Source organism: Pseudomonas sp. YNh (assembly GCF_037993085.1).
GTDB classification, from domain to species: Bacteria; Pseudomonadota; Gammaproteobacteria; order Pseudomonadales; family Pseudomonadaceae; genus Aquipseudomonas; species Aquipseudomonas putida.
The window spans coordinates 47,971-69,062 of record NZ_JBBMRJ010000020.1; the positions used below are offsets into that span (position 1 = coordinate 47,971).

Annotated in this window: 15 protein-coding genes and 1 other RNA gene; 12 read left to right on the forward strand and 4 right to left on the reverse strand. The window is 59.3% G+C overall.

From position 1 onward, the window contains the following. Window positions 1-19 precede the first annotated feature (19 nt). Complete coding sequence (locus WF331_RS19750) at window positions 20-556, forward strand: outer membrane protein assembly factor BamE (RefSeq protein WP_016501653.1); 537 nt, start codon at window positions 20-22, stop codon at window positions 554-556. A 63-nt stretch (window positions 557-619) separates the two neighbouring features. Here WF331_RS19750 and WF331_RS19755 read toward each other — a convergent pair whose 3' ends face one another. Next, window positions 620-1,054: a type II toxin-antitoxin system RatA family toxin gene (locus WF331_RS19755; protein ID WP_016501654.1), complete on the reverse strand. Its 435-nt coding sequence runs from the start codon at window positions 1,052-1,054 to the stop codon at window positions 620-622. Window positions 1,055-1,216: 162 nt separating this feature from the next. On the opposite strand from WF331_RS19755, the gene smpB reads away from it, so the two are divergent. Further along, window positions 1,217-1,699, forward strand: coding sequence for an SsrA-binding protein SmpB (gene smpB, locus WF331_RS19760; RefSeq protein WP_016501655.1), 483 nt, complete (start codon window positions 1,217-1,219; stop codon window positions 1,697-1,699). 98 nt (window positions 1,700-1,797) lie between these two features. Here the strand turns inward: smpB and WF331_RS19765 are convergent, their stop codons facing one another. Beyond that, window positions 1,798-2,565, reverse strand: coding sequence for an FCD domain-containing protein (locus WF331_RS19765; protein WP_016501656.1), 768 nt, complete (start codon window positions 2,563-2,565; stop codon window positions 1,798-1,800). A gap of 254 nt (window positions 2,566-2,819) precedes the next feature. Between WF331_RS19765 and WF331_RS19770 the strand changes: the two genes are divergently transcribed. The 9 genes from WF331_RS19770 (at window position 2,820) to WF331_RS19810 (ending at window position 17,863) form a co-directional block, all read left to right on the forward strand. After that, on the forward strand, window positions 2,820-4,490 hold the full coding sequence (locus tag WF331_RS19770) for a lactate permease LctP family transporter (RefSeq protein ID WP_016489185.1): 1,671 nt from the start codon (window positions 2,820-2,822) through the stop codon (window positions 4,488-4,490). Window positions 4,491-4,553: 63 nt separating this feature from the next. After that, window positions 4,554-5,699 carry an FMN-dependent L-lactate dehydrogenase LldD gene (lldD, locus tag WF331_RS19775; protein ID WP_016501657.1) on the forward strand — a complete coding sequence of 382 codons (1,146 nt, stop codon included), beginning with the start codon at window positions 4,554-4,556 and terminating at the stop codon, window positions 5,697-5,699. Between the two features lie 75 nt (window positions 5,700-5,774). Next, entirely contained in the window at window positions 5,775-8,585 is a 2,811-nt protein-coding gene (locus WF331_RS19780; RefSeq protein ID WP_016501658.1) for an FAD-binding and (Fe-S)-binding domain-containing protein, read from the forward strand. 316 nt (window positions 8,586-8,901) lie between these two features. Beyond that, entirely contained in the window at window positions 8,902-9,198 is a 297-nt protein-coding gene (locus tag WF331_RS19785; protein ID WP_016501659.1) for a hypothetical protein, read from the forward strand. Between the two features lie 99 nt (window positions 9,199-9,297). Next, window positions 9,298-9,690: a transfer-messenger RNA gene (gene ssrA, locus WF331_RS19790) on the forward strand. Between the two features lie 173 nt (window positions 9,691-9,863). After that, window positions 9,864-11,069, forward strand: coding sequence for a tyrosine-type recombinase/integrase (locus WF331_RS19795; protein WP_340623228.1), 1,206 nt, complete (start codon window positions 9,864-9,866; stop codon window positions 11,067-11,069). Between the two features lie 140 nt (window positions 11,070-11,209). After that, the gene (locus tag WF331_RS19800) at window positions 11,210-16,111 is read left to right on the forward strand and encodes a DEAD/DEAH box helicase (RefSeq protein WP_340623229.1); all 4,902 of its coding nucleotides are present in this window, start codon (window positions 11,210-11,212) and stop codon (window positions 16,109-16,111) included. Window positions 16,112-16,598: 487 nt separating this feature from the next. Continuing rightward, window positions 16,599-16,808: a helix-turn-helix transcriptional regulator gene (locus WF331_RS19805; protein WP_256207019.1), complete on the forward strand. Its 210-nt coding sequence runs from the start codon at window positions 16,599-16,601 to the stop codon at window positions 16,806-16,808. Next, complete coding sequence (locus tag WF331_RS19810; protein ID WP_274119154.1) at window positions 16,808-17,863, forward strand: AAA family ATPase; 1,056 nt, start codon at window positions 16,808-16,810, stop codon at window positions 17,861-17,863. The genes WF331_RS19805 and WF331_RS19810 overlap by 1 nt, the downstream gene beginning before the upstream one ends. 144 nt (window positions 17,864-18,007) lie before the next feature. Here the strand turns inward: WF331_RS19810 and WF331_RS19815 are convergent, their stop codons facing one another. Next, on the reverse strand, window positions 18,008-18,841 hold the full coding sequence (locus WF331_RS19815) for a hypothetical protein (protein ID WP_340623230.1): 834 nt from the start codon (window positions 18,839-18,841) through the stop codon (window positions 18,008-18,010). A 128-nt stretch (window positions 18,842-18,969) separates the two neighbouring features. Further along, window positions 18,970-19,545: a recombinase family protein gene (locus WF331_RS19820; RefSeq protein WP_274119153.1), complete on the reverse strand. Its 576-nt coding sequence runs from the start codon at window positions 19,543-19,545 to the stop codon at window positions 18,970-18,972. 227 nt (window positions 19,546-19,772) lie between these two features. Between WF331_RS19820 and WF331_RS19825 the strand changes: the two genes are divergently transcribed. Continuing rightward, the gene (locus WF331_RS19825) at window positions 19,773-20,756 is read left to right on the forward strand and encodes a hypothetical protein (RefSeq protein ID WP_054904418.1); all 984 of its coding nucleotides are present in this window, start codon (window positions 19,773-19,775) and stop codon (window positions 20,754-20,756) included. The last annotated feature ends 336 nt before the right edge of the window (window positions 20,757-21,092 follow it).

The following is a 21,092-nucleotide window of genomic DNA, read 5'->3' on the forward strand; positions in this document are numbered from 1 at the left end:
TAGTGGAAGTCGCCCACCGATGCAAAACACCAAGCTCTTGCTAACCAGCCTCACCCTAGTGGGACTGCTCGCACTCGCCGGTTGCTCGTTTCCCGGGGTTTACAAAATCGACATCCAGCAGGGCAATGTCGTCACGCAGGACATGATAGACCAATTACGCCCGGGAATGACCCGCCGGCAAGTAAGGTTTATCATGGGCAACCCGCTGATTCAGGATACCTTCCACACCAACCGTTGGGATTACCTGTACAGCCTGCAGCCTGGTGGTGGTAAACGCCAGCAAGAGCGCATGAGCATCTTCTTCAACGAGAGCGACCAACTGGTCAGCTTGTCGGGCGACTTCATGCCAGGCGTCAGCCGCGACCAGGAAATCCTGGGGGGCAGCAGCGACACCACAGTCAGCCCGGCCACCGAGCCAGGCCAGACAGCGCAGCCAGCGGCTCAGCCTGAAGAAAAACCAGCCAAGCCAGGCTCGGTGGAAGAATCCATCCAGCGCGAAATCGACACCATCGAGACCACCCCGGTCCCGACGCCGGCTCCGCTGGAAACCCGCTAAGCGGGAACAGCAGTCACAAAAAAGCCCGGACCTGGTCCGGGCTTTTTGTTTTCGCCGTATCTGTCAGGCATGCAGTTGCTTGGCACGCTGGCAGAAAGCATCGACCAGCGTGTTGGCCGCCTGATTGAACAGCGGGCCCAAGGTGGCGCGCACAATCGGCCCGGCATAATCGAAAGACAGGTCCAGGCTGATCTTGCAGGCCTTTTCACCCAGCGGCTTGAACACCCACACGCCATGCAACTGCGTGAACGGCCCCTCCTCAAGGTTCATCTCGATAGACTGCCCCGGCACCAGCACGTTACGCGTGACGAAGTACTGGCTCATGCCGCCCTTGGCCACCTCGAGCTTGGCGTGCATGTGCGTGTCGCTGGCGTCGATCACCGTCGAGGCCGAGCACCACGGCAGAAACTCTGGGTAGCTGGCCACATCGTTGACCAGATCGTAGAGCGCCTGGGCGGGGTATGGCAGCAGGGCGGAGCGTTGAATATGGGTAGTCATCCAGGCGTCACTTCCAAGGCTGGGTGGCGGCGCTTCGCAGCGTGCCGAAAACAGGTTCTGTCACCAAGACAGGCCCGTATTGTCCGGTATTCATTGCAGTGGCTCAAGCACACCGAAATCCCATAGCGGACGACGCACGGACTTGCCTATAATGCCGCCCCTATGGCTAAGCAAAAAAAACATCCGACCGGGACCATCGCGCAAAATAAAAAAGCGCGACACGATTACTTCATCGAACACAAGTTCGAGGCCGGGCTGGTCCTGTCCGGCTGGGAAGTAAAAAGCCTGCGAGCTGGCAAGGCGCACCTCGTTGACAGTTACGTGCTGCTCAAGGACGGTGAAGCCTGGCTGTTCGGCAGCCACATCACCCCGCTGACCACTGCCAGCACCCACGTCATCGCCGACCCCATCCGCACCCGCAAGCTGCTGCTGAACAAGCGCGAGCTCGAGCGGCTGGAAGCGGCTGTAGCGCAAAAGGGCTACACCTGCGTGGCGTTGTCGCTGTACTGGAGCAAGCACCTGATCAAGTGCGAAATTGCGCTGGGCAAGGGCAAGAAGGAATACGACAAGCGCGACACCGTGCGCGAACGCGATTCCAACCGCGAGCTGCAGCGGGTCGTGCGGAACAAGGGCAAGGAAGACTAATCGGTCTTTAGCCTGTTCCCATAGGGACCGGCGCCAGGTTCAAACCCGGCGCCCATCCTGTGGGAGCGGGCGTGCCCGCGAAGAATCCAGCACCGATCTCAGCGCCCGCTGCGCCGCTCTGCCCGGGCCACCCGCTGCGCCTCTTCGTGTGCCTCTTGCAGCACCTCCTGCACATACAGAATGTGCCGGCTGGACACCTCCCGCGCATCCTCCGCCCTGCCCTCGACAATCGCCAGGTACAGCTCCCGGTGCTGGCTGATCAGCATGTCCCGGGTCTCGGTCCGTTGCTGGTACATGCCACCAATATTGGTCACCACGTTGCGCTTGAGCAGGTCGAACAAACCACGAATGGTGTGCAGCAGCACCGCGTTATGGCTGGCCTCGGCAATCGCCAGGTGGAAACGCGCATCGGCCACCCCCTCCTCCGCCCGAGTGACTTCATCGACCCGGGTGTAGCAGTCCTGCAACGCATCGAAGGCCGCCTTCAGGCGTGCCCGGTCCGGCTCGGTGGCACGCTGGGCGGCGTAATAGGCACACGACGCCTCCAGGGTATGGCGAAATTCAAGGAGGTCGCGCTGCGCCTCGGCACTGTGCTCGAGCAACTGCAGCAATGGGTCGCTGAATGTAGAGCCCAGTGACTCGGCAACAAAATTGCCGCCGCCCTGGCGGCTGACCAGCAGCCCCTTGGCCACCAGCTTCTGGATCGCCTCACGCAGTGACGGGCGGGACACGCCGAACTGCTCGGCGAGGGCGCGTTCGGCCGGCAGCCGCTGCCCCGAGGTCAGCGTGCCTTCCAGAATCATCCCTTCCAACCGATCGACGATGTCGTCGGACAGGCGCCGTTGGCGGACCTGATCAAAAACCATCACATGCTCTCCACAAACCCCCGGCAAATTTCAGGGGCGCCTATTCTCGCCGATCCAGGCCGCGCAAACACCCATCAAGCCGCGATTTTCCCAGCGCATCAGGCGCCCGCTCATCGGCACGCGACCAAAGTTTTGCACAGGACAAATTGACACACCCACGACAGCGCTTTTAACCTAGCGACCAGCCATTGTAAATTGGTCTTACCAATTATCCAATGCCAGTGCTGACCAACAACAATTAGGGGCCACCCCATATGCAAACCTGGCAACAACTCTATAGCCCGCTTGGTAGTCTTGGCCTGTCCGCACTGGCGGCAGTCATCCCTATCGTGTTCTTCTTCCTTGCCCTCGCCGTGTTCCGCCTGAAAGGCCACGTAGCGGGCAGCATCACCCTCGCGCTGTCGATCCTGGTGGCGATCTTCGCATTCCAGATGCCTGTCGACATGGCCCTCGCTGCCGCGGGTTATGGGTTCCTCTACGGCCTCTGGCCGATTGCCTGGATCATCGTTGCCGCGGTGTTCCTGTACAAACTCACGGTCAAGAGTGGCCAGTTCGAAGTGATCCGCAGCTCGGTGCTGTCGATTACCGACGACCAGCGCCTGCAAGTGCTGCTGATCGGCTTCTGCTTCGGTGCCTTCCTGGAAGGCGCGGCGGGCTTCGGCGCCCCTGTGGCAATCACTGCCGCACTGCTGGTGGGCCTGGGCTTCAACCCGCTATACGCCGCCGGCCTGTGCCTGATCGCCAACACCGCACCGGTGGCATTCGGTGCCCTGGGCATTCCGATCATCGTGGCCGGCCAGGTCACCGGCATCGACGCCTTCCACATCGGCGCGATGACCGGCCGCCAACTGCCGCTGCTGTCGTTGTTCGTGCCGTTCTGGCTGGTGTTCATGATGGACGGCCTGCGCGGCGTGAAGGAAACCTGGCCTGCCGCCCTGGTCGCCGGCCTGAGCTTCGCCGTTACCCAGTACTTCACGTCGAACTTCATCGGCCCGGAACTGCCCGACATCACCTCGGCACTGGCCAGCCTTATCTGCCTTACCCTGTTCCTGAAAGTCTGGCAGCCAAAGCGTTCGTTCAGCGAAGCCAAAGGCAGCGTCGGCGCAGCCGTTGTGCAGCCAAGTGGCAGCCAGCCTAGCCCTTACAGCTTTGGCGAAATCTTCAAGGCCTGGTCGCCGTTCCTGATCCTGACCGTACTGGTCACCATCTGGACCCTGAAGCCGTTCAAGGCAGCGTTCGCCCCGGGCGGTGCCATGTACAACTTCGTCTTCAACTTCGCCATCCCGCACCTCGACCAGTTGGTGATCAAGACCGCACCGATCGTTGCCGCGCCCACTGCCATGCCAGCGGTGTTCAAGCTTGACCCGATCTCCGCCACCGGCACCGCGATCTTCCTCTCGGCGCTGATTTCCATGGCAGTGCTGAAGATCAACTTCAAAACTGGTCTGACCACTTTCAAAGAGACTTTCTGGGAGCTTCGCTGGCCCATCCTGTCGATCGGCATGGTGCTGGCCTTCGCCTTCGTCACCAACTACTCGGGCATGTCCTCGACCATGGCCCTGGTACTGGCCGGCACCGGTGCCGCGTTCCCGTTCTTCTCGCCGTTCCTTGGCTGGCTGGGCGTATTCCTGACCGGCTCGGACACTTCGTCCAACGCCCTGTTCAGCTCGCTGCAGGCCACCACTGCTCACCAGATCGGGGTAAACGACACCCTGCTGGTAGCGGCCAACACCAGCGGCGGCGTGACCGGCAAGATGATCTCGCCACAGTCCATCGCCGTGGCCTGCGCTGCCACCGGCCTGGTGGGCAAGGAATCCGACCTGTTCCGTTTCACCGTCAAGCACAGCCTGTTCTTTGCCACCATCGTGGGCCTGATCACCCTGGTCCAGGCTTACTGGCTGACCGGCATGCTGGTTCATCACTAAAGTGAAAGGGGCCGGGCGCCATTGCGCGCCCGGCACTCCCCACAAGCAACGCTGCGAGAATCCATGATCATTTCTGCCTCTACCGACTATCGCGCCGCGGCCCAACGCAAGCTGCCTCCCTTCCTGTTCCACTACGCCGACGGCGGCGCCTACGCCGAGCACACCCTGCGCCACAACGTGTCGGACCTGGCCGGCATTGCCCTGCGCCAGCGCGTGCTGAACAACATGTCCGAGCTCAGCCTGGAAACCAAGCTGTTCGACGAAACCCTGAGCATGCCGGTGGCCTTGGCCCCGGTCGGCCTCACCGGCATGTACGCGCGCCGTGGCGAAGTGCAGGCGGCGCGTGCAGCCGCGGCCCATGGCATCCCGTTCACCATGTCTACCGTGTCGGTGTGCCCGATCGAAGAAGTGGCCCCGGCGATCAACCGGCCGATGTGGTTCCAGCTGTACGTGCTCAAGGACCGCGGCTTCATGCGCAACGCCCTGGAGCGGGCCAAGGCCGCCGGGGTCAAGACCCTGGTGTTCACCGTCGACATGCCTGTACCCGGCGCCCGCTACCGCGATGCCCACTCGGGCATGAGCGGCCGCAACGGCCCGCTCCGCCGTGTACTGCAAGCCATGACCCACCCCGAGTGGGCGTGGGATGTCGGCGTGATGGGCCGCCCGCACGACCTGGGCAACATCTCCAGGTACCGGGGCAACCCCACCGGCCTGGCCGACTACATCGGCTGGCTGGGCAACAACTTCGACCCGTCCATCTCCTGGAAAGACCTGGAGTGGATCCGCGAGTACTGGGACGGCCCGATGATCATCAAGGGCATTCTCGATGCCGATGACGCCCGCGACGCGGTCAAGTTCGGCGCCGACGGCATCGTGGTGTCCAACCACGGCGGCCGCCAGCTCGATGGCGTGCTGTCCAGCGCCCGCGCCCTGCCGGCCATCGCCGACGCCGTCAAAGGCGACCTGAAAATTCTGGCCGACTCCGGCATCCGCAGTGGCCTCGACGTGGTGCGCATGATCGCCCTGGGTGCCGACACCGTCCTGATCGGCCGCGCCTTCCTCTACGCCCTTGCCGTGCACGGCGAGGCCGGGGTGAAGAACCTGCTGGAGCTGTTCGAGAAGGAAATGCGCGTGGCGATGGTGCTGACCGGCGCCAAGTCGATCAGCGAGATCACCCGCGACTCGTTGGTACGCGAACTGGGCGCCTGACCGCCTGCAAGAAACACCGCCTGATTGACCCGGGGCATGTGGCGCACAGACGCCACGGCCCCGCGAGGAGACTGCATGAGCTTGCCCGCCGCGTTCCTGCGTGATGCCGAGCGCCTGATACCCGCCGAACGCCGCTTCGACGACCCCACGTCCACCCTGGCCTTCGGCACCGACGCCAGCTTCTACCGGCTGATCCCAAAGCTGGTGGTGCGCGTCGAGTCCGAGGACGAAGTGGTCGGCCTGATCAAACTGGCCCAGCGCGAGCGGGTGCCGGTCACCTTCCGCGCAGCCGGCACCAGCCTGTCTGGCCAGGCCATCACCGACTCGGTGCTGATCGTGCTTGGCGATAACTGGAACGGCCGCGAAATCCGTGGCCAGGGCGAGCAGATCCGCCTGCAACCGGGCGTGATCGGCGCCCAGGCCAACGCCTGGCTGGCCCCCTTCGGGCGCAAGATCGGCCCCGACCCTGCGTCGATCAACGCCTGCAAGATTGGCGGCATCGTTGCCAACAACGCCAGCGGCATGTGCTGCGGCACCGCGCAGAACACCTACCACACCCTGGCCGGCCTGCGCCTGGTGCTGGCCGACGGCACCCGCCTCGACAGCGAAGACCCGGCCAGCGTTGCCGCCTTTGAACGCAGCCACGCCGAGCTGCTGGAATCGCTGGCCCACCTGGCCCGCGAGACCCGCGCCAACACCGCGCTGGCCGAGCGCATCCGGCACAAATACCGGCTGAAGAACACCACCGGCCTGTCGCTGAACGCACTGGTGGACTACGACCAGCCGCTGGACATCCTGCAGCACCTGCTGGTCGGTTCCGAAGGCACGCTGGGCTTCATCAGCGCCGTCACCTACGACACCGTGCCCGACCACCCGCACAAGGCCAGCGCCTTGCTGGTGTTCCCCAGCGTCGAAAGCTGCTGCCGCGCGGTGCCCGTGCTCAAGCAGCAGCCAGTCTCGGCCGTGGAACTGCTCGACCGCCGCAGCCTGCGCTCGGTCCAGAACATGCCCGGCATGCCGCTGTGGGTAAAAGGCCTGTCGGACAATGCCTGCGCCCTGCTGATCGAGTCCCGCGCCGCCAGCCAGAGCCTGCTGCACGAGCAACTGCGCCAGGTGATGGCCTCGATTGCCGACTTCCCGCTGGAACAGCAAGTGGACTTCAGCGAAGCCCCAGCCGTTTACAACCAGCTGTGGAAAATCCGCAAGGACACCTTCCCCGCCGTCGGCGCCGTGCGCCAGACCGGCACCACGGTGATCATCGAAGACGTGACCTTCCCCGTCGAGCAACTGGCCGAAGGCGTCAACCGCCTGATCCTGCTGTTCGACAAGCACCGCTACGACGAAGCGATCATTTTTGGCCACGCGCTGGAAGGCAACCTGCATTTCGTCTTCACCCAAGGCTTCAACAGCGCTGCAGAAGTCGCCCGTTACCAGGCCTTCATGGACGACGTGGCGCAACTGGTGGCGGTGGAGTTTGGCGGCTCGTTGAAAGCCGAGCACGGCACCGGGCGCAACATGGCACCGTTCGTGGAACTGGAATGGGGCCATGACGCCTACCAGTTGATGTGGAAGCTCAAGCGCCTGCTCGACCCCAACGGCATCCTCAACCCCGACGTGGTGCTGAGCGAAGACCCTGATATCCACCTGAAAAACCTGAAGCCGCTGCCAGCCGCCGACGAAATCGTCGACAAGTGCATCGAATGCGGCTTCTGCGAACCGGTGTGCCCGTCCAAAGGGCTTACCCTCAGCCCGCGCCAGCGCATCGTCATGTGGCGGGACATCCAGGCCAAGCAACGCGCCGGCATCGATACCCGCGAACTGATGCAGACCTACCAGTACCAAGGCCTCGACACCTGCGCAGCCACTGGCCTATGCGCCCAGCGCTGCCCCGTCGGAATCAACACCGGCGAACTGGTGAAAAAGCTGCGCAGCCAGGCCGCCGAACACACCAAGACCGCCGACTGGCTAGCCGAGCACTTCCACACCGCACTGGGTGGCGCCCGCCTTACCCTCACGGCCGCCAACACTGCACGCAAGCTGCTCGGCGCCCCGCGCCTGGGCCGCCTGAGCACCTCGCTGAGCAACGCCAGCAAAGGCCGCCTGCCGCAGTGGACACCGGCCATGCCACAACCCCTGCGCCCGATCAGCTTCGGCCCGGCCAGCAACGACGCCCGCCCCCGCGTGGTGTACCTGGCCGCCTGCGTTTCACGTGTCATGGGCCCGGCCTACGCCGACCGCGAGCAAAGTTCGCTGCTAGACAAAACCCGCAGCCTGCTGGAAAAGGCCGGCTACCAGGTGGTGTTCCCCGACAACGCCGACAGCCTGTGCTGCGGCCAGCCCTTCGCCTCCAAGGGTTACCCCGAACAGGCCGAGCACAAGCGCCAGGAACTGATCGCCGCCCTGCTGCACGCCAGCCGCGGCGGCCTGGACCCGATCTACTGCGACACCAGCCCCTGCACCCTGCGCCTGGTGCAAGACCTGGGCGAAACCCGCCTCGACCTGTACGACCCGGTGCGCTTCATCCGCACCCACCTGCTCGACCGCCTGGAGTTCACCCCCCAAGACGAGCCGGTGGCCGTGCACGTGACCTGCAGCACCCAGCACCTGGGCGAAAGCCAGGCCCTGATCGACCTGGCCCGGCGTTGCAGCAAACAGGTGGTAATCCCCGAAGGCATCCATTGCTGCGGGTTTGCCGGTGACAAAGGCTTCACCACCCCCGAGCTCAACGCCCACTCGCTGCGCAGCCTGAAGGATGCGGTGCAGTATTGCAGCGAAGGCATCTCCACCAGCCGCACCTGCGAGATAGGCCTGTCGAGTCACAGCGGCATTGACTACCATGGCCTGGTCTACCTGGTAGACCGCGTCACCCGCCCACGCAGCATCTAAAGGCAGACACCTTCACCTTTGCAGGAGCGGCCCTGTGTCGCGATCGGGCCGCAAAGCGGCCCCAGGTTCTCAGCAGTGCTGCATAGATCGGGGGCTGCCCTGCAGCCCTTTCGCGACACAAGGCCGCTCCCACAGGTACAGCGCATCCCCGAGCCAAGCACGATCCCTGTGGGAGCGGCTTCAGCCGCGAACACCGGCAAAGCCGGTGCCATCCCCCACCTCAATATCGCCCCGCCGCCATCCCGATTGAACCCCCGCCAATCCCCCACAGTCCACCCTACAGGCCCACCTTCCAGAGGCCCCAGAGGAGACACCCATGAAAGGTACCGCGCTTTCGGCCCTGTTCGCGGCCGCCACCCTGCTGGCTTCGCCGGTGTTTGCCGCCGATGACCTCTGCACCACCAACCTGCAAAAGATCGACGACAGCATGGCCACCGCCGGCGCCACCTCCGAAGGCCTGGACAAGGCCCTCACCGAGCACGTCGACAAAGCCAAGGCCGCCCAGGCTTCGGGCGACACCAAGGAATGCATCGCCATCACCAGCAAAGTGCTGGAGCGCCTGGAAAAAACCGAAAAAGGCAGCAGCTCCGGCAGCGGCGGCGGCGGCGCGTGAGCCTTGATGCGGGCGACAGGACCAGCTGTCGACGTCGCCCGCTCAATGGCGTATACTCCGTCCCACGTGCCGTAAGGTGCGTTAGCGTAACGCTAGTGTGGGGCCGATTAGGATTCGACGCCGGTAGCGAAACTCTAGGTGCATGCCGAGTTGGTAACAGAACTCGTAAATCCACTGTTGCAACTTTCTATAGTTGCCAATGACGAAACCTACGGCGAGGAAACCTACGCTCTCGCAGCGTAAGTGACCTTTGCTTCTGGTAGCTTCGGCTCCAGCAATCACTAGGGGATGCCTGTAAACCCGAACTGATTGTCATACAGAACAGGATCGTCGCGTAGCACGTTGTGGGCGAAGTGACTAAAACTTACACAACTCATCCAAAGCACCCTGCCCGTCGGGCGGCTGCGGATTAAATCAGTAGACACGGCTACGCATGTAGTACCGACAGCGGAGTACTGGCGGACGGGGGTTCAAATCCCCCCGGCTCCACCAATTTTTCTTCCCAGGAAGACCCAGAAAAGCCGTAAAGCCTAGAGAAATCAAAGCTTTACGGCTTTTTTATTGCCCGCGTTTTCCCACCTTATCCCAGGGCATCCCACGATTGACGGGGGCACATATGGGGGCATAAAACGCTCATCTGCTCGTTCGGAGAGGATGTGCCCCCAATGCCCTTGAAAGACACCAACTGCCGCAACGCCAAGCCCCAGGACAAGCCGTACCGCCTGTATGACGAACAGGGCTTGTACCTGGAAGTGCAGCCCAACGGAGGTCGTTACTGGCGCTTGAAGTACCGCTTTCTGGGAAAGGAAAAGCGCTTAGCGCTTGGTGTTTATCCTGAGGTCGGCCTGCAGGAGGCCCGGCGCAAGCGTGATGATGCTCGCGTTCAGCTTGCCGGCGGCCAAGACCCTTCGCTGCAAAGACGCATGGCCAAGGTGGTCAGCCAGCTCGATCACCAACACACCTTTGAGTCGGTCGCAAAGCAATGGCTCACTATTCGCGAGTCAACCTGGGATCCGGAATATACCCGCACGGTGCGGCAGCGCCTTGAGCTCAATGCCTACCCCTGGCTGGGAAAACTCCCGATCAGCAGCATCAGCACGCCCATGCTGGTCGAAAACCTGCAGCGCATCATCAAGCGCGGCGCTCGCGAGACGGCGCGTCGTGTTGCCCAGATCTACAAACAGATTTTCGAGTTCGCCGAAGCTGCCGGTATCACCCCGCCCAACCAGATTGGCAATCTCTCACGTACGCTCCCAGCCAAGCGGGTGAAACACTTTGCTGCCGTGACCGATCCTGAAAAACTCGGGGCACTGCTCAAAGCACTGGATAGCTACACGGGGACAATGCCTGTTTGTTGTGCACTCAAGCTGGCCCCATTGCTGTTCTGCCGGCCCGGTGACCTGCGCCACATGGAGTGGTCGGAGGTCAATCTGGATGCGGGCGAGTGGTTGATTCCCGGCCACAAGATGAAAGGGCTCACTGCCACCAAACAGGATCGTCCGGATCATTTGGTTCCCCTGAGCCAGCAAGCAATCGCTGTTCTGCGCGAGCTGAAACCACTCACCGGCAGACATCGATACGCCTTCCCCTCGGCACGAGGAGGCGACCGGCCGATGTCCAACAATGCCGTACTCAGCGCATTACGCCGCATGGACATCAGCGGCGACGAAATGACTGGGCACGGCTTTCGTGCGACAGCGAGAACCATAGGTGCGGAGGTGCTGGGATTTCGCCCAGATCTCTTGGAGCATCAGCTTGCTCACACAGTAAAAAATCCGCTGGGACGCGCGTACGATCGAACCAGCTTCTTGCCAGAGCGGCGTGAAATGATGCAGATCTGGGCCGACTTTTTGGACTCGATAAAACGCTGAATGCAAGCGCCCCCATCAGTCAGCGAGCCCTCAAGCTAATACGAGCACTATCTTATCGCTCCAGTACTGGCTGAATTGCTAAACTGCGCCGATTTGGCGCCTGTAATGCGCCAGACGCAATCCAAAAGGAATTCCTACCGATGTCAGCCTTATCAGCTTTGCTGAATACCTACCGCAGCGCTTCTGTCACCGAACGCGAAAAAGGTACTTACTTCGAAGAGCTGATTTGCACTTACCTCCGCAACGAAGCCACCTACCGCGACCTTTACGACAAAGTATGGACGTATGCGGAGTGGGCGAAGGAACAAAGCCTCAGTGGCAAGGATGCGGGCGTTGATTTAGTGGCTCGCACCCAGGGCACCGGCGAGTACCACGCTATCCAGTGCAAGCTGTACGCCGAGGACTACAAAGTCCAGAAGAAGGACATAGACAGTTTCTTCACCGCCTCGGGCAAGGCGCCGTTCTCGCACCGCGTCATCGTCGCCACCACCAACAACTGGAGCGAGCACGCCGAGGACGCGTTGCAGGGTCAGCAGCCTCCGGTCAGTAAAATCGACCTGCAAGCCCTGGAAGACAGCCAGATAGACTGGGCCAAGTACCAGCCCAATCAGGCAGTCGCTCTCAAGGCCAAAAAGCAGCTGCGCGAGCACCAGCAAACCGCGTTGAATGCCGTGGCCGCTGGCCTCAAGGACGCCGAACGCGGCAAGCTAATCATGGCCTGCGGCACCGGCAAGACCTTCACCAGCTTGAAAATTGCCGAACAGCAGGCCGGCAAGGGTAAGCGTGTACTGTTCCTGGTGCCTAGCCTGTCGCTGCTATCGCAGACCCTAACCGAATGGACGCAGGAAAGCGCCACCCCGCTCCACAGCTTTGCCGTCTGCTCCGACAGTGACGTAGGCAAGAAGCGAAAAGCAGAGGATGACGCGGTTCAGGTGTTCACCCATGAACTGCGATACCCGGCCACTACCAAGGCAGATCGCCTCGCGGCAGAAATGCTCAAGCGTCACGATGCCGAACACATGAGCGTGGTGTTCTCCACCTATCACTCCATCGATGTGATCAGCCGTGCCCAGGCTGATCATGGCCTGGCCGCTTTCGATCTGGTGATCTGCGACGAAGCGCACCGCACCACGGGTGCCACCTTTGGTGACGATGACGAAAGCAACTTTGTGCGCGTTCATGATGCCGACTACATCCGCGCCACCAAACGTCTGTACATGACCGCCACGCCGCGCATCTACGGTGACAACGCCAAGCTCAAGGCCGAGTCCGGCGAAGTCACCCTGTGCTCAATGGATGACGAAGCGCTCTACGGCAAAGAGCTGTTCGTCATCAACTTCTCCGAGGCCGTCCAGCGCGGCCTGCTCACCGATTACAAGGTGCTAGTACTCACCGTCGAGGAAAGCACAATCAGCCGCCGCCTTCAGGAGATGCTGAAGGACGAGAACAACCAGCTCAAGGTAGACGATGCCGCCAAGATAGTCGGTTGCTGGAAGGCGCTGGCCAAGCAGGGATTGGCCGAAAACTTGGTGGGTGATGATCAGCCCATGAGGCGCGCTGTAGCTTTCTGCCAGGTCATCTCGCCCAATTACAAGGGCACCAAGCACAAGGTCAGCTCGATCAACATCGCCAGCATGTTCCAGTCGGTGGTGGAAGCTTATCAAGACTCCGAAAATATCGATGAGGACTCACGCATCATCTGCGAAGCCGCACACGTCGATGGCGGCATGAATGCTAGTGCCAAAGAAGCCAAGCTCAACTGGCTCAAAGAAGAACCGCCAGCCAATACCTGCCGCATCCTCAGCAACGTACGTTGCCTGTCTGAAGGTGTGGACGTACCAGCGCTGGACGCCGTTCTCTTCCTCACCCCGCGTAATTCCCAGGTGGACGTGGTGCAATCCGTTGGCCGGGTAATGCGCAACGCACCGGGTAAGAAGCGTGGCTATGTGGTGCTGCCCGTGGTCATTCCGGCCGGCATGGAGCCCCACGAAGCGCTCAATGACAACCAGACCTACAAAGTTGTCTGGCAGGTGCTTCAGGCCCTGCGCTCGCACGACGACAGCTTCGACGCCATGGTCAACAAGCTCGACCTGATCGGCTCTGACCCGCGCAAGATGGAAGTCATCGCCATCACCGACAAGGCCGACAAAAAGACCAAGAAAAACAGCGGAACGAGCAACGGCCAGGCTGGCAAAGGCCAATACGGCATTGGTGAGAAACGCGCTAAGTACGATGTCGAGGGTCAGATGACCCAGCAGGCCGAGCTGGCCTATGAGGTGGGGGAAATCGAGAAGGCCATCTACGCCAAGATCGTTGACAAGTGCGGTAACCGCCACCACTGGGAAGACTGGGCCAACGACATCGCCAAGATCGCCCGCACCCATATCGACCGCATTCAGGGCATCCTGGAGAACCCTGCCAACATCCAGGAAAAGACCGCATTCAATGCCTTCGCCACCGAGCTGCGCGACGACCTCAACGACAGCATCAGCGATGGCGAGATTGTCGAAATGCTCGCCCAGCACCTGGTAACCAAGCCAGTGTTCGACGCGCTGTTCGATGAGTACAGCTTCGCCAGCCACAACCCCATGTCCAAGGCCATGCAAGGCGTACTGGACGCGCTTCATGAACATCACCTGGCCAAGGAAGCCGATACCCTAGATAAGTTCTACGCCAGCGTGCGGCAACGCGCTGCCGGCATCAACAATGCCCAAGGCAAGCAGAAGATCATCGTCGAGCTGTACGACAAGTTTTTCCGCAATGCCTTCCCCAAGATGACTGAGCGCCTAGGGATCGTTTACACCCCGGTTGAGGTCGTGGACTTTATTCTGCACAGCGTCAATCACCTGCTGCAGCAGGAGTTCAGCCAGACCTTGGGCAGCAAGGGCGTCCACATCATTGACCCGTTCACCGGCACCGGTACCTTTATCACCCGCCTGATCCAGTCAGGCCTGATCAAGCCGGACGAGCTGCCGCACAAATACAGACACGAGATTCACGCCAACGAGCTGGTACTGCTGGCCTACTACATCGCGGCCATCAATATCGAAGCGGCATACCACGGCGAAGTGATTGACGAATACACCCCGTTTGAAGGTATCTGCCTGACCGACACCTTCCAGATGTACGAAAAGGACGATTTGGTAAGCGCGCTGCTGGAGGACAACAGCGCCCGGCGTCAGCGCCAGAAGGATTTGGATATACGGGTGATTGTGGGTAATCCGCCGTATTCGGTTGGTCAAGGAGATGCCAATGCCAACAATGCCAATGTGCCCTATCCATCATTGGACGCACGCATTCGTGATACATACGGAGCGCGTTCTGAAGCAACCAACAAGAACTCGCTGTATGACAGCTACATTCGCGCCATCCGATGGGCCAGCGATCGTATCGGTGATGCCGGGATCATCGGCTTTGTTACCAACGCCGGCTTTGTCGATGCCAGCACTACTGACGGACTGCGGAAGTGCCTAACTGATGAGTTTTCCAGCCTGTATGTGTTCCATCTGCGCGGGAACGCCCGCACATCAGGTGAAACACGCCGGAAGGAAAAGGACAACGTGTTTGGCATGGGTAGTCGAGCGCCTATTGCCATCTCCCTATTGGTCAAGAATCCTAACGCAGAGGCTTATGGCCAGATTAATTTCAACGACATAGGCGACTACCTCAGCCGTGAGGAAAAGCTGAAGAAGATCGCCGGCTTTAGCAGCGTGGCCGGCATCGAGCAGTGGCAGCCGATCACCCCGGATGAGCACGGGGACTGGGTTAAGCAGCGTGACGACAGCTTTAACCAGTTCATTGTATTGGGCGAAAAGGACGACAAAAGCGCACTTACACTGTTCGACAACTACTCCAATGGCGTGAAAACTCAGCGTGATGCTTGGGCCTTCAATTCCTGCAAAGCCAAATTAGCGACCAATATGGAAGGCATGATTGGTTTCTACAACGCTGAAGTAAAGCGCTTCAATGCGGCGCATCCGGGGCTGGATACCAAGGGCCGTCAGGCTCAGGTGGATGGATTTATTGACACCGATCCGACACGCATCAGTTGGACTCGCGCACTGAAGCAGGATCTTGGCAAAGATCGCAGCTATGCCTTCGAGGTCGACTGCTTGGTGACTGCACTTTATCGCCCTTTCACCAAGCAATGGTTGTACTTCAACCGTCGATTCAACGAGATGGTTTACCAGATGCCGCGCATTTTTCCCGATGCCGTGGCTGAGAATTTGGTGATCGGCGTTTCTGCCACAGGTGAAAAGGTTGCATTTAGCGCCTTGATTTCTCGCCATGTACCAAGCCTTCACTTCGTGGATATTGAGGGTTCGCAGTGCTTCCCCCTGTACCTCTACGACGAAACCGCACAGGCCTCGAAAAAAGATCTCTTTTCCGAGCCCACTGAAGCCGGGCTGCGCCGGCGCGATGCCATCACCGATGCCGGCCTTGCACACTTCAATACCACCTACCCCGGCGAGCAGATCAGCAAAGAAGACCTGTTCTACTACGTCTACGGCATCCTGCACTCCCCAGACTACCGCGAGCGCTTTGCCGACAACCTGAGCAAAGAGCTGCCGCGCATCCCGGCTGTGAAGAAGGCCGCCGACTTCTGGGCTTTCAGCAAAGCAGGCCGCGCCCTGGCTGACCTCCACCTGAACTACGAAACTGTCGAGCCGTACCCGTTGACCATCGAGGCCAAGGGCACGCTGGCCGATGCCGACTACCGAGTGGAGAAGATGAAGTTCGCCAAGAAGGGCGACAAAACCACAGTCATCTATAACCCCCGTATCACCCTCAAGGGCATCCCCGAGGTGGCTTGGGATTACGTGGTCAACGGCAAAGCTGCGCTGGATTGGGTAATGGAACGCCAAGCCGTGCGCACCGACAAAGCCAGCGGCATCGTCAACGACGCCAACGACTGGGCAACCGAAACCATGGGCAACCCCAAATACCCTCTGGAGCTGTTCCAGCGCGTGGTCACCGTGAGCTTGGAAACCCAGAAAATCGTCAAGGGATTGCCCAAACTCGATATCGGTACAGATGACTAGTTGAGTCCGATAAAACGCTGAGCACTCAGTCAACTATTGCCTTGGTTGGGCCACCCTTTCCCAACCAAGGCAGAGCACCTGCTGATTGCCAGCCCGGCACTCTCATGTTAAATAGTGTTCGTCCCAAGCGATCCATATCGATCCGCAACGGTCCGCCACGTCGCCCTGGTAACGATGTTAAAAACTTTCGCCTCGTTCGCATCCGCTGAACGGGCCGCATCAACTGCCATTGGTTGATTTGCGTATCTGGCGAGGACATTCTCAGTCCGTTCTGCCACTAGAAGCCTTAGGGCCCTAGAACTTCTGTAGCCCACAACGACCTCCGACGCTACCGAACATCAATCTCGGAAACGCGCATATACCTATGCGTGTGGCAAATGCCCCTGCTCGCTATGTAGCCAGCCGATATCCGTCTTTTACCCTTTTTAGCAGTAGTGCCGGAGGACGCTGCCCCACGCTTCAGAACCTAGGACTCAAACCTATGTCAATGCACGTTAGCAACCCTGACGATGTCAGCGACGATGACAAAATTCTTCGTTTGCGCGATGTCGAGGCAATCGTCGGCCTAAAACGTTCAACGATCTATCGGAAAATTTCGGAAGGCCTTTTCCCGCGACAGCGCCTTTTGTGCGGCTCCAGCGTCGGTTGGCGTAATAGCGAAGTCCAAGCTTGGATTCGGCAAAGGGAGGCGCTGTAATGCAGCGCCGAACACCTCAACAACCGGGCTGGATGATAGAACTCACAGCAGCGGTCGATATCCCAGCGGAAAAAACCCAGTGGATTTGGCCAGGCTGGCTGCCAAAGGCAAAGTTATCCATTCTTGCCGGTGCAGGTGGATGCGGCAAAACCACGCTGGCAATCTCGCTGGCCGCCACGCTCAGCAGAGGTGGTGACTGGCCAGACGGCAGCAAATGTGAGGCAGCAGGCAACATCGTAATCTGGAGCGGCGAGGATGGTATCGCTGACACGATCATTCCCCGCCTTACGGCTGCAGATGCAGACCTAACCCGCGTGCACATAATCGAAGGGCTAAGTGATCAGCGCGGGAACAGGCGACAGTTTGATCCTGCAGCCAACTTTGCCCTTTTGAATGAGGCAGCCGCACGTATTGACGGCGTTTCATTGCTGATTTTCGATCCACTGATCAATCTTATTCGTGGAGATATGCACCGAGCAAACGAGGTTCGGCAAGGGCTACAAATGGTAGTGGATTTTGCAGAGCGGCATTGTTGCGCTGTCCTCGGCATATCTCACCTGAGCAAAGGTACGGCCCAGTCCTCCGCCGCTAATCGTGTAATCGGCAGCCAGGCATTCTCCGCGCTCGCTCGCACTGTACTGGTGGCAGAGAAGGATCAAAATTCAGAAGCCAGGGTGCTTGTCCGAGCCAAGTCCAACGTTTCGATTGATAACGGAGGAATCGAGTATTTCGTTGAGCCCATCGTTATAGACGAGCAGTTGGAGACAACCTGCATCCGATGGGGAGAGGCCATCGATGGTAGCGCTGAAGCCATTCTCGCTGCGATCGAGCAAGCGGGTGACGCCAGACCCGCATCAGCTACTCAAGAAGCGCGTAGCTTTCTTGAGGAGACGTTGCAAGCTGGGCCTGTTGCAATCAATGCGTTGATGGCTTTAGCTGAAGAACGTTGCATTTCTTCGGCGTCACTTCGCAGAGCCCAGAAACAGCTAGGTATACGTTCACACAAAACAGGTATGCAGGGCGGATGGGCATGGGAGCTTCCCACCGCTCCCTGAAGGCGCTCAACGCACGTCGAAGGTGCTCAATACTCGTGTTGAGCATCTTCGTTTTTATTGAACGCCTTCGACTCGCGAGAGAGTCTGTATGACTGATTCCGCAGATAAAACCCCAGCACGCCAGGCGCACAGGTCGACCACGAACTACTTCCCAATGAAATAGAGATTGCCGTTCTTGTTGTAAATAGCGGCAGGTCGGAAGTCCTTAGGCCAATTCCGTCCAGGGTAGTATGCATAGATCCATTCGGGCAGGTGACGAGCAATACCCGCCAGCGCATCCATGCCGTCCTTATCAGCTCTGCTAGCGTCAGCAAATAGTTCGCCTGAGGGATCGGTCAGGAAAATCGGGCCGTAGGCTTTCTCGGCCGAAATGAATGCTGGCGCAGCGCTCGCCGGAGCGTCGAACGGTGCAGGGTTCCCAGCAGCCAAATCTGCAAGCCTGTCGTATTTCTTGCCTGATCCGTCAGCGTACTTAGCCGGCTCATGACGCAACTTTGAGATTTTCCCACCGAAGTATTTTTCTCTCGCATCCAGCCAGGCCAACCTGACCAACGCAGATGCCTCCTTTGGGTTAGACGCGAGTTCCTCAGGCACCCACGCAGCAACCTGGTAATGATAGACAGGGCCAGCGCTGCCACCACCCAGCAAGAACAACCCGACGCCAAGAGAGGCTGCTCCTGCGCTGCTAAAACCAGTTGGAGGTGACACGTATCCCAAACCTGCCGTCGCCAGACCTCCAGAGCCTCCCGAAGTCCCCAGCGCGCTCAAGTTATTTACCTCGTTCCCGACCATTTCCCTTGGAATATCGCGCTGACCATCGATGCGCATGGCTTCCAGAACCAGCATGGCATCGGACCATTTCTCGCGAGGAACATTTTTAGGTTCTGGCAACGTGACCCTCGGGGTACTGGAGCACCCAACTAGCGCAACCAACAGCAAGGTACCAACGCATCCCTTCACAGAAAAATACACCGACATGAAAACTCCCTATTTTTATTCAGTGGTAGTCCGGCACACGTAGTGCGCCGGAAACATCCGTCACTTGCCTGCCAAGTCATAGCGCCCAAAATTATCTGGGCAACTTCAGCGGAAAATACCACCACCACTTAAACGACCGCAGATGATTTCTGCGAACCGACGTAGCGGTAAAGCGTTGTTCGAGAAACGCCATACCGTCGGGCAACATCGGTCACCTGTATCTCAGGATCTCTGAGAAGAGCTCGTATCTCACGTACCTGACGATCATCCAGCGCAGGCTTGCGTCCACCGTTTCTCCCACGGGCACGAGCCGCAGCCAGCCCTGCGCGAGTTCGCTCTCGAATGAGGTTGCGCTCGAACTCCGCCAGGGCAGCGAACACGTGAAAGATCAGCTTACCGGCAGCGCTGGTGGTTTCGATTCGTTCGGTCATGGATTCGAAGGCCACCCCTTCCCGCTCCAAGCTACTGACAATCCCAACCAAGTCAGGCAGAGAACGACCGAGACGGTCCAGTCGCCAGACAACCAGAGTGTCACCACTACGCAGAGCTGTTAGGCAATGCCCAAGCTCCGGCCTGTCCGCCGACTTGCCGCTCATGGTCTCCTCGTAGACTGTTGAGCACCCAGCCAGAGCAAGTGCATCTCGCTGCAGGTCGAGGTTCTGATCATCAGTCGACACTCGGGCATACCCAATCCGCTTTCCCATACGTTTTTCTCACACTGATTTCGGTACAGGAAAAGTGACAGGAAAGCGGTAAATCCCAAGTTCAAAAGATCATTTGGAATAGGTGTGCCATAAACGACCGTTTACGGGATGGATGCGCTCGTCAATTTCAGGCGCTAAATGCAACCGAAAACGAAGCCCAGGATATTTTTTCTCGCTCAACATTTCCTTTAGCAGCTCAGCACCTGAGCTGAATGGAGAAATGACCCATGAAGCAGAGTTTCCACTCACATTTTGATCGGGACTTGACCAAGGCCGGCTCGGCGGTACTCGGGGAGGCAGTCCGACGCGGGCTACTTGGGCAACACGAGGCCATGATCCACGACCAGCAATGGGCGCAGTTCTGTGTTTATGCCAGGGACTCTCATGAGGTGGATATCCTGGAATTCGTCAATAAAAAACTTGTGAGGGAGTACGGGGAAGAGCTGTACATCCAGGCATACCAAGGGAACCTTCCGCAGCAAAACGTAATCGCTCTGCTTGAGACTGTACATTCAGTAATGAGCTTCGCAAGTGATGGACGCTGGAAGGGCTCAGCGGCTGATGCTGGTAGCCGGCTTGGCTTTCCAAGCCATGCACGGATTACGGTACCTCGCGGTCTTGACCGAACTAGGTTTGAAGCCGCGATGGTAGATATTCAGACTCTCCACTCAGAGCAGCTAGCAACATTGATCAGATTGGTTCGATACCTCGGCATGTCAATGCTAGACGCTTTTTTCTTCGACGCAGAAGATGCTCATAAAGAAGCCGAGGCGGAAAACATCTTTTATGCGTTCAGCAAAGATAAGCGTGAGCATCGGATCATTAATATTTCTGATCCTGAGCAAATTGTCATTCTGGATAAGGCCGCAGCATTTCAAAAACGACATGGCAGCAGGCGCCCGAAGCCTGCAGCTTGGCGTACATGGAAATCAAAGAACCTACCTGCAGCGCAAGAGCTTTTACTTTCTCACGGACTAAACATTGATGACTGTCGCGCAGCATATGCCTGCGAGCTCTACCAGCGGTCGTCTGGTCACCACGCCCCGATTCTTGGAGGAAAAGCACCCGACGATGAGGATCTGGAGGCTCGGAATGACGTCGCCTACGAGTTAGGGCATTTGCATATTTGGGAAACTGATGCGTACGTCGGTGCCAGGGCCTACATGCGGAAAGAGCCTGCAGGCACCGGGCGCAAAGCCGTCACACAGTAGATTTGGGATTCGATCAAAAGCCCTTAACCTTTAGACCTCAAATCAAAGGAGTAAGGGCATGGATCGTTTTGAGCTGCTTGTATATGCCGTGCTTGCCGTCGTCAGTGCGCTGACCATCGCAGGCGCTATTGGCTACATGGTCGCAGCGCGTCTGGACAAAAAGCGTGGCGACGACTGAGTCTTCAGCGGTACGGCCAGCTACCTGCAGCAAACTGCCCGCTGCCTCTTTTGGCAGCGGGCGCTGATCCAAATCCAACGGCAGGGCACCCTACCGCTGCGATACGCAGTATTTTCCCAAGCCTGTGAGGTCATGGGATGACTTCGGAAGGGCTGCCA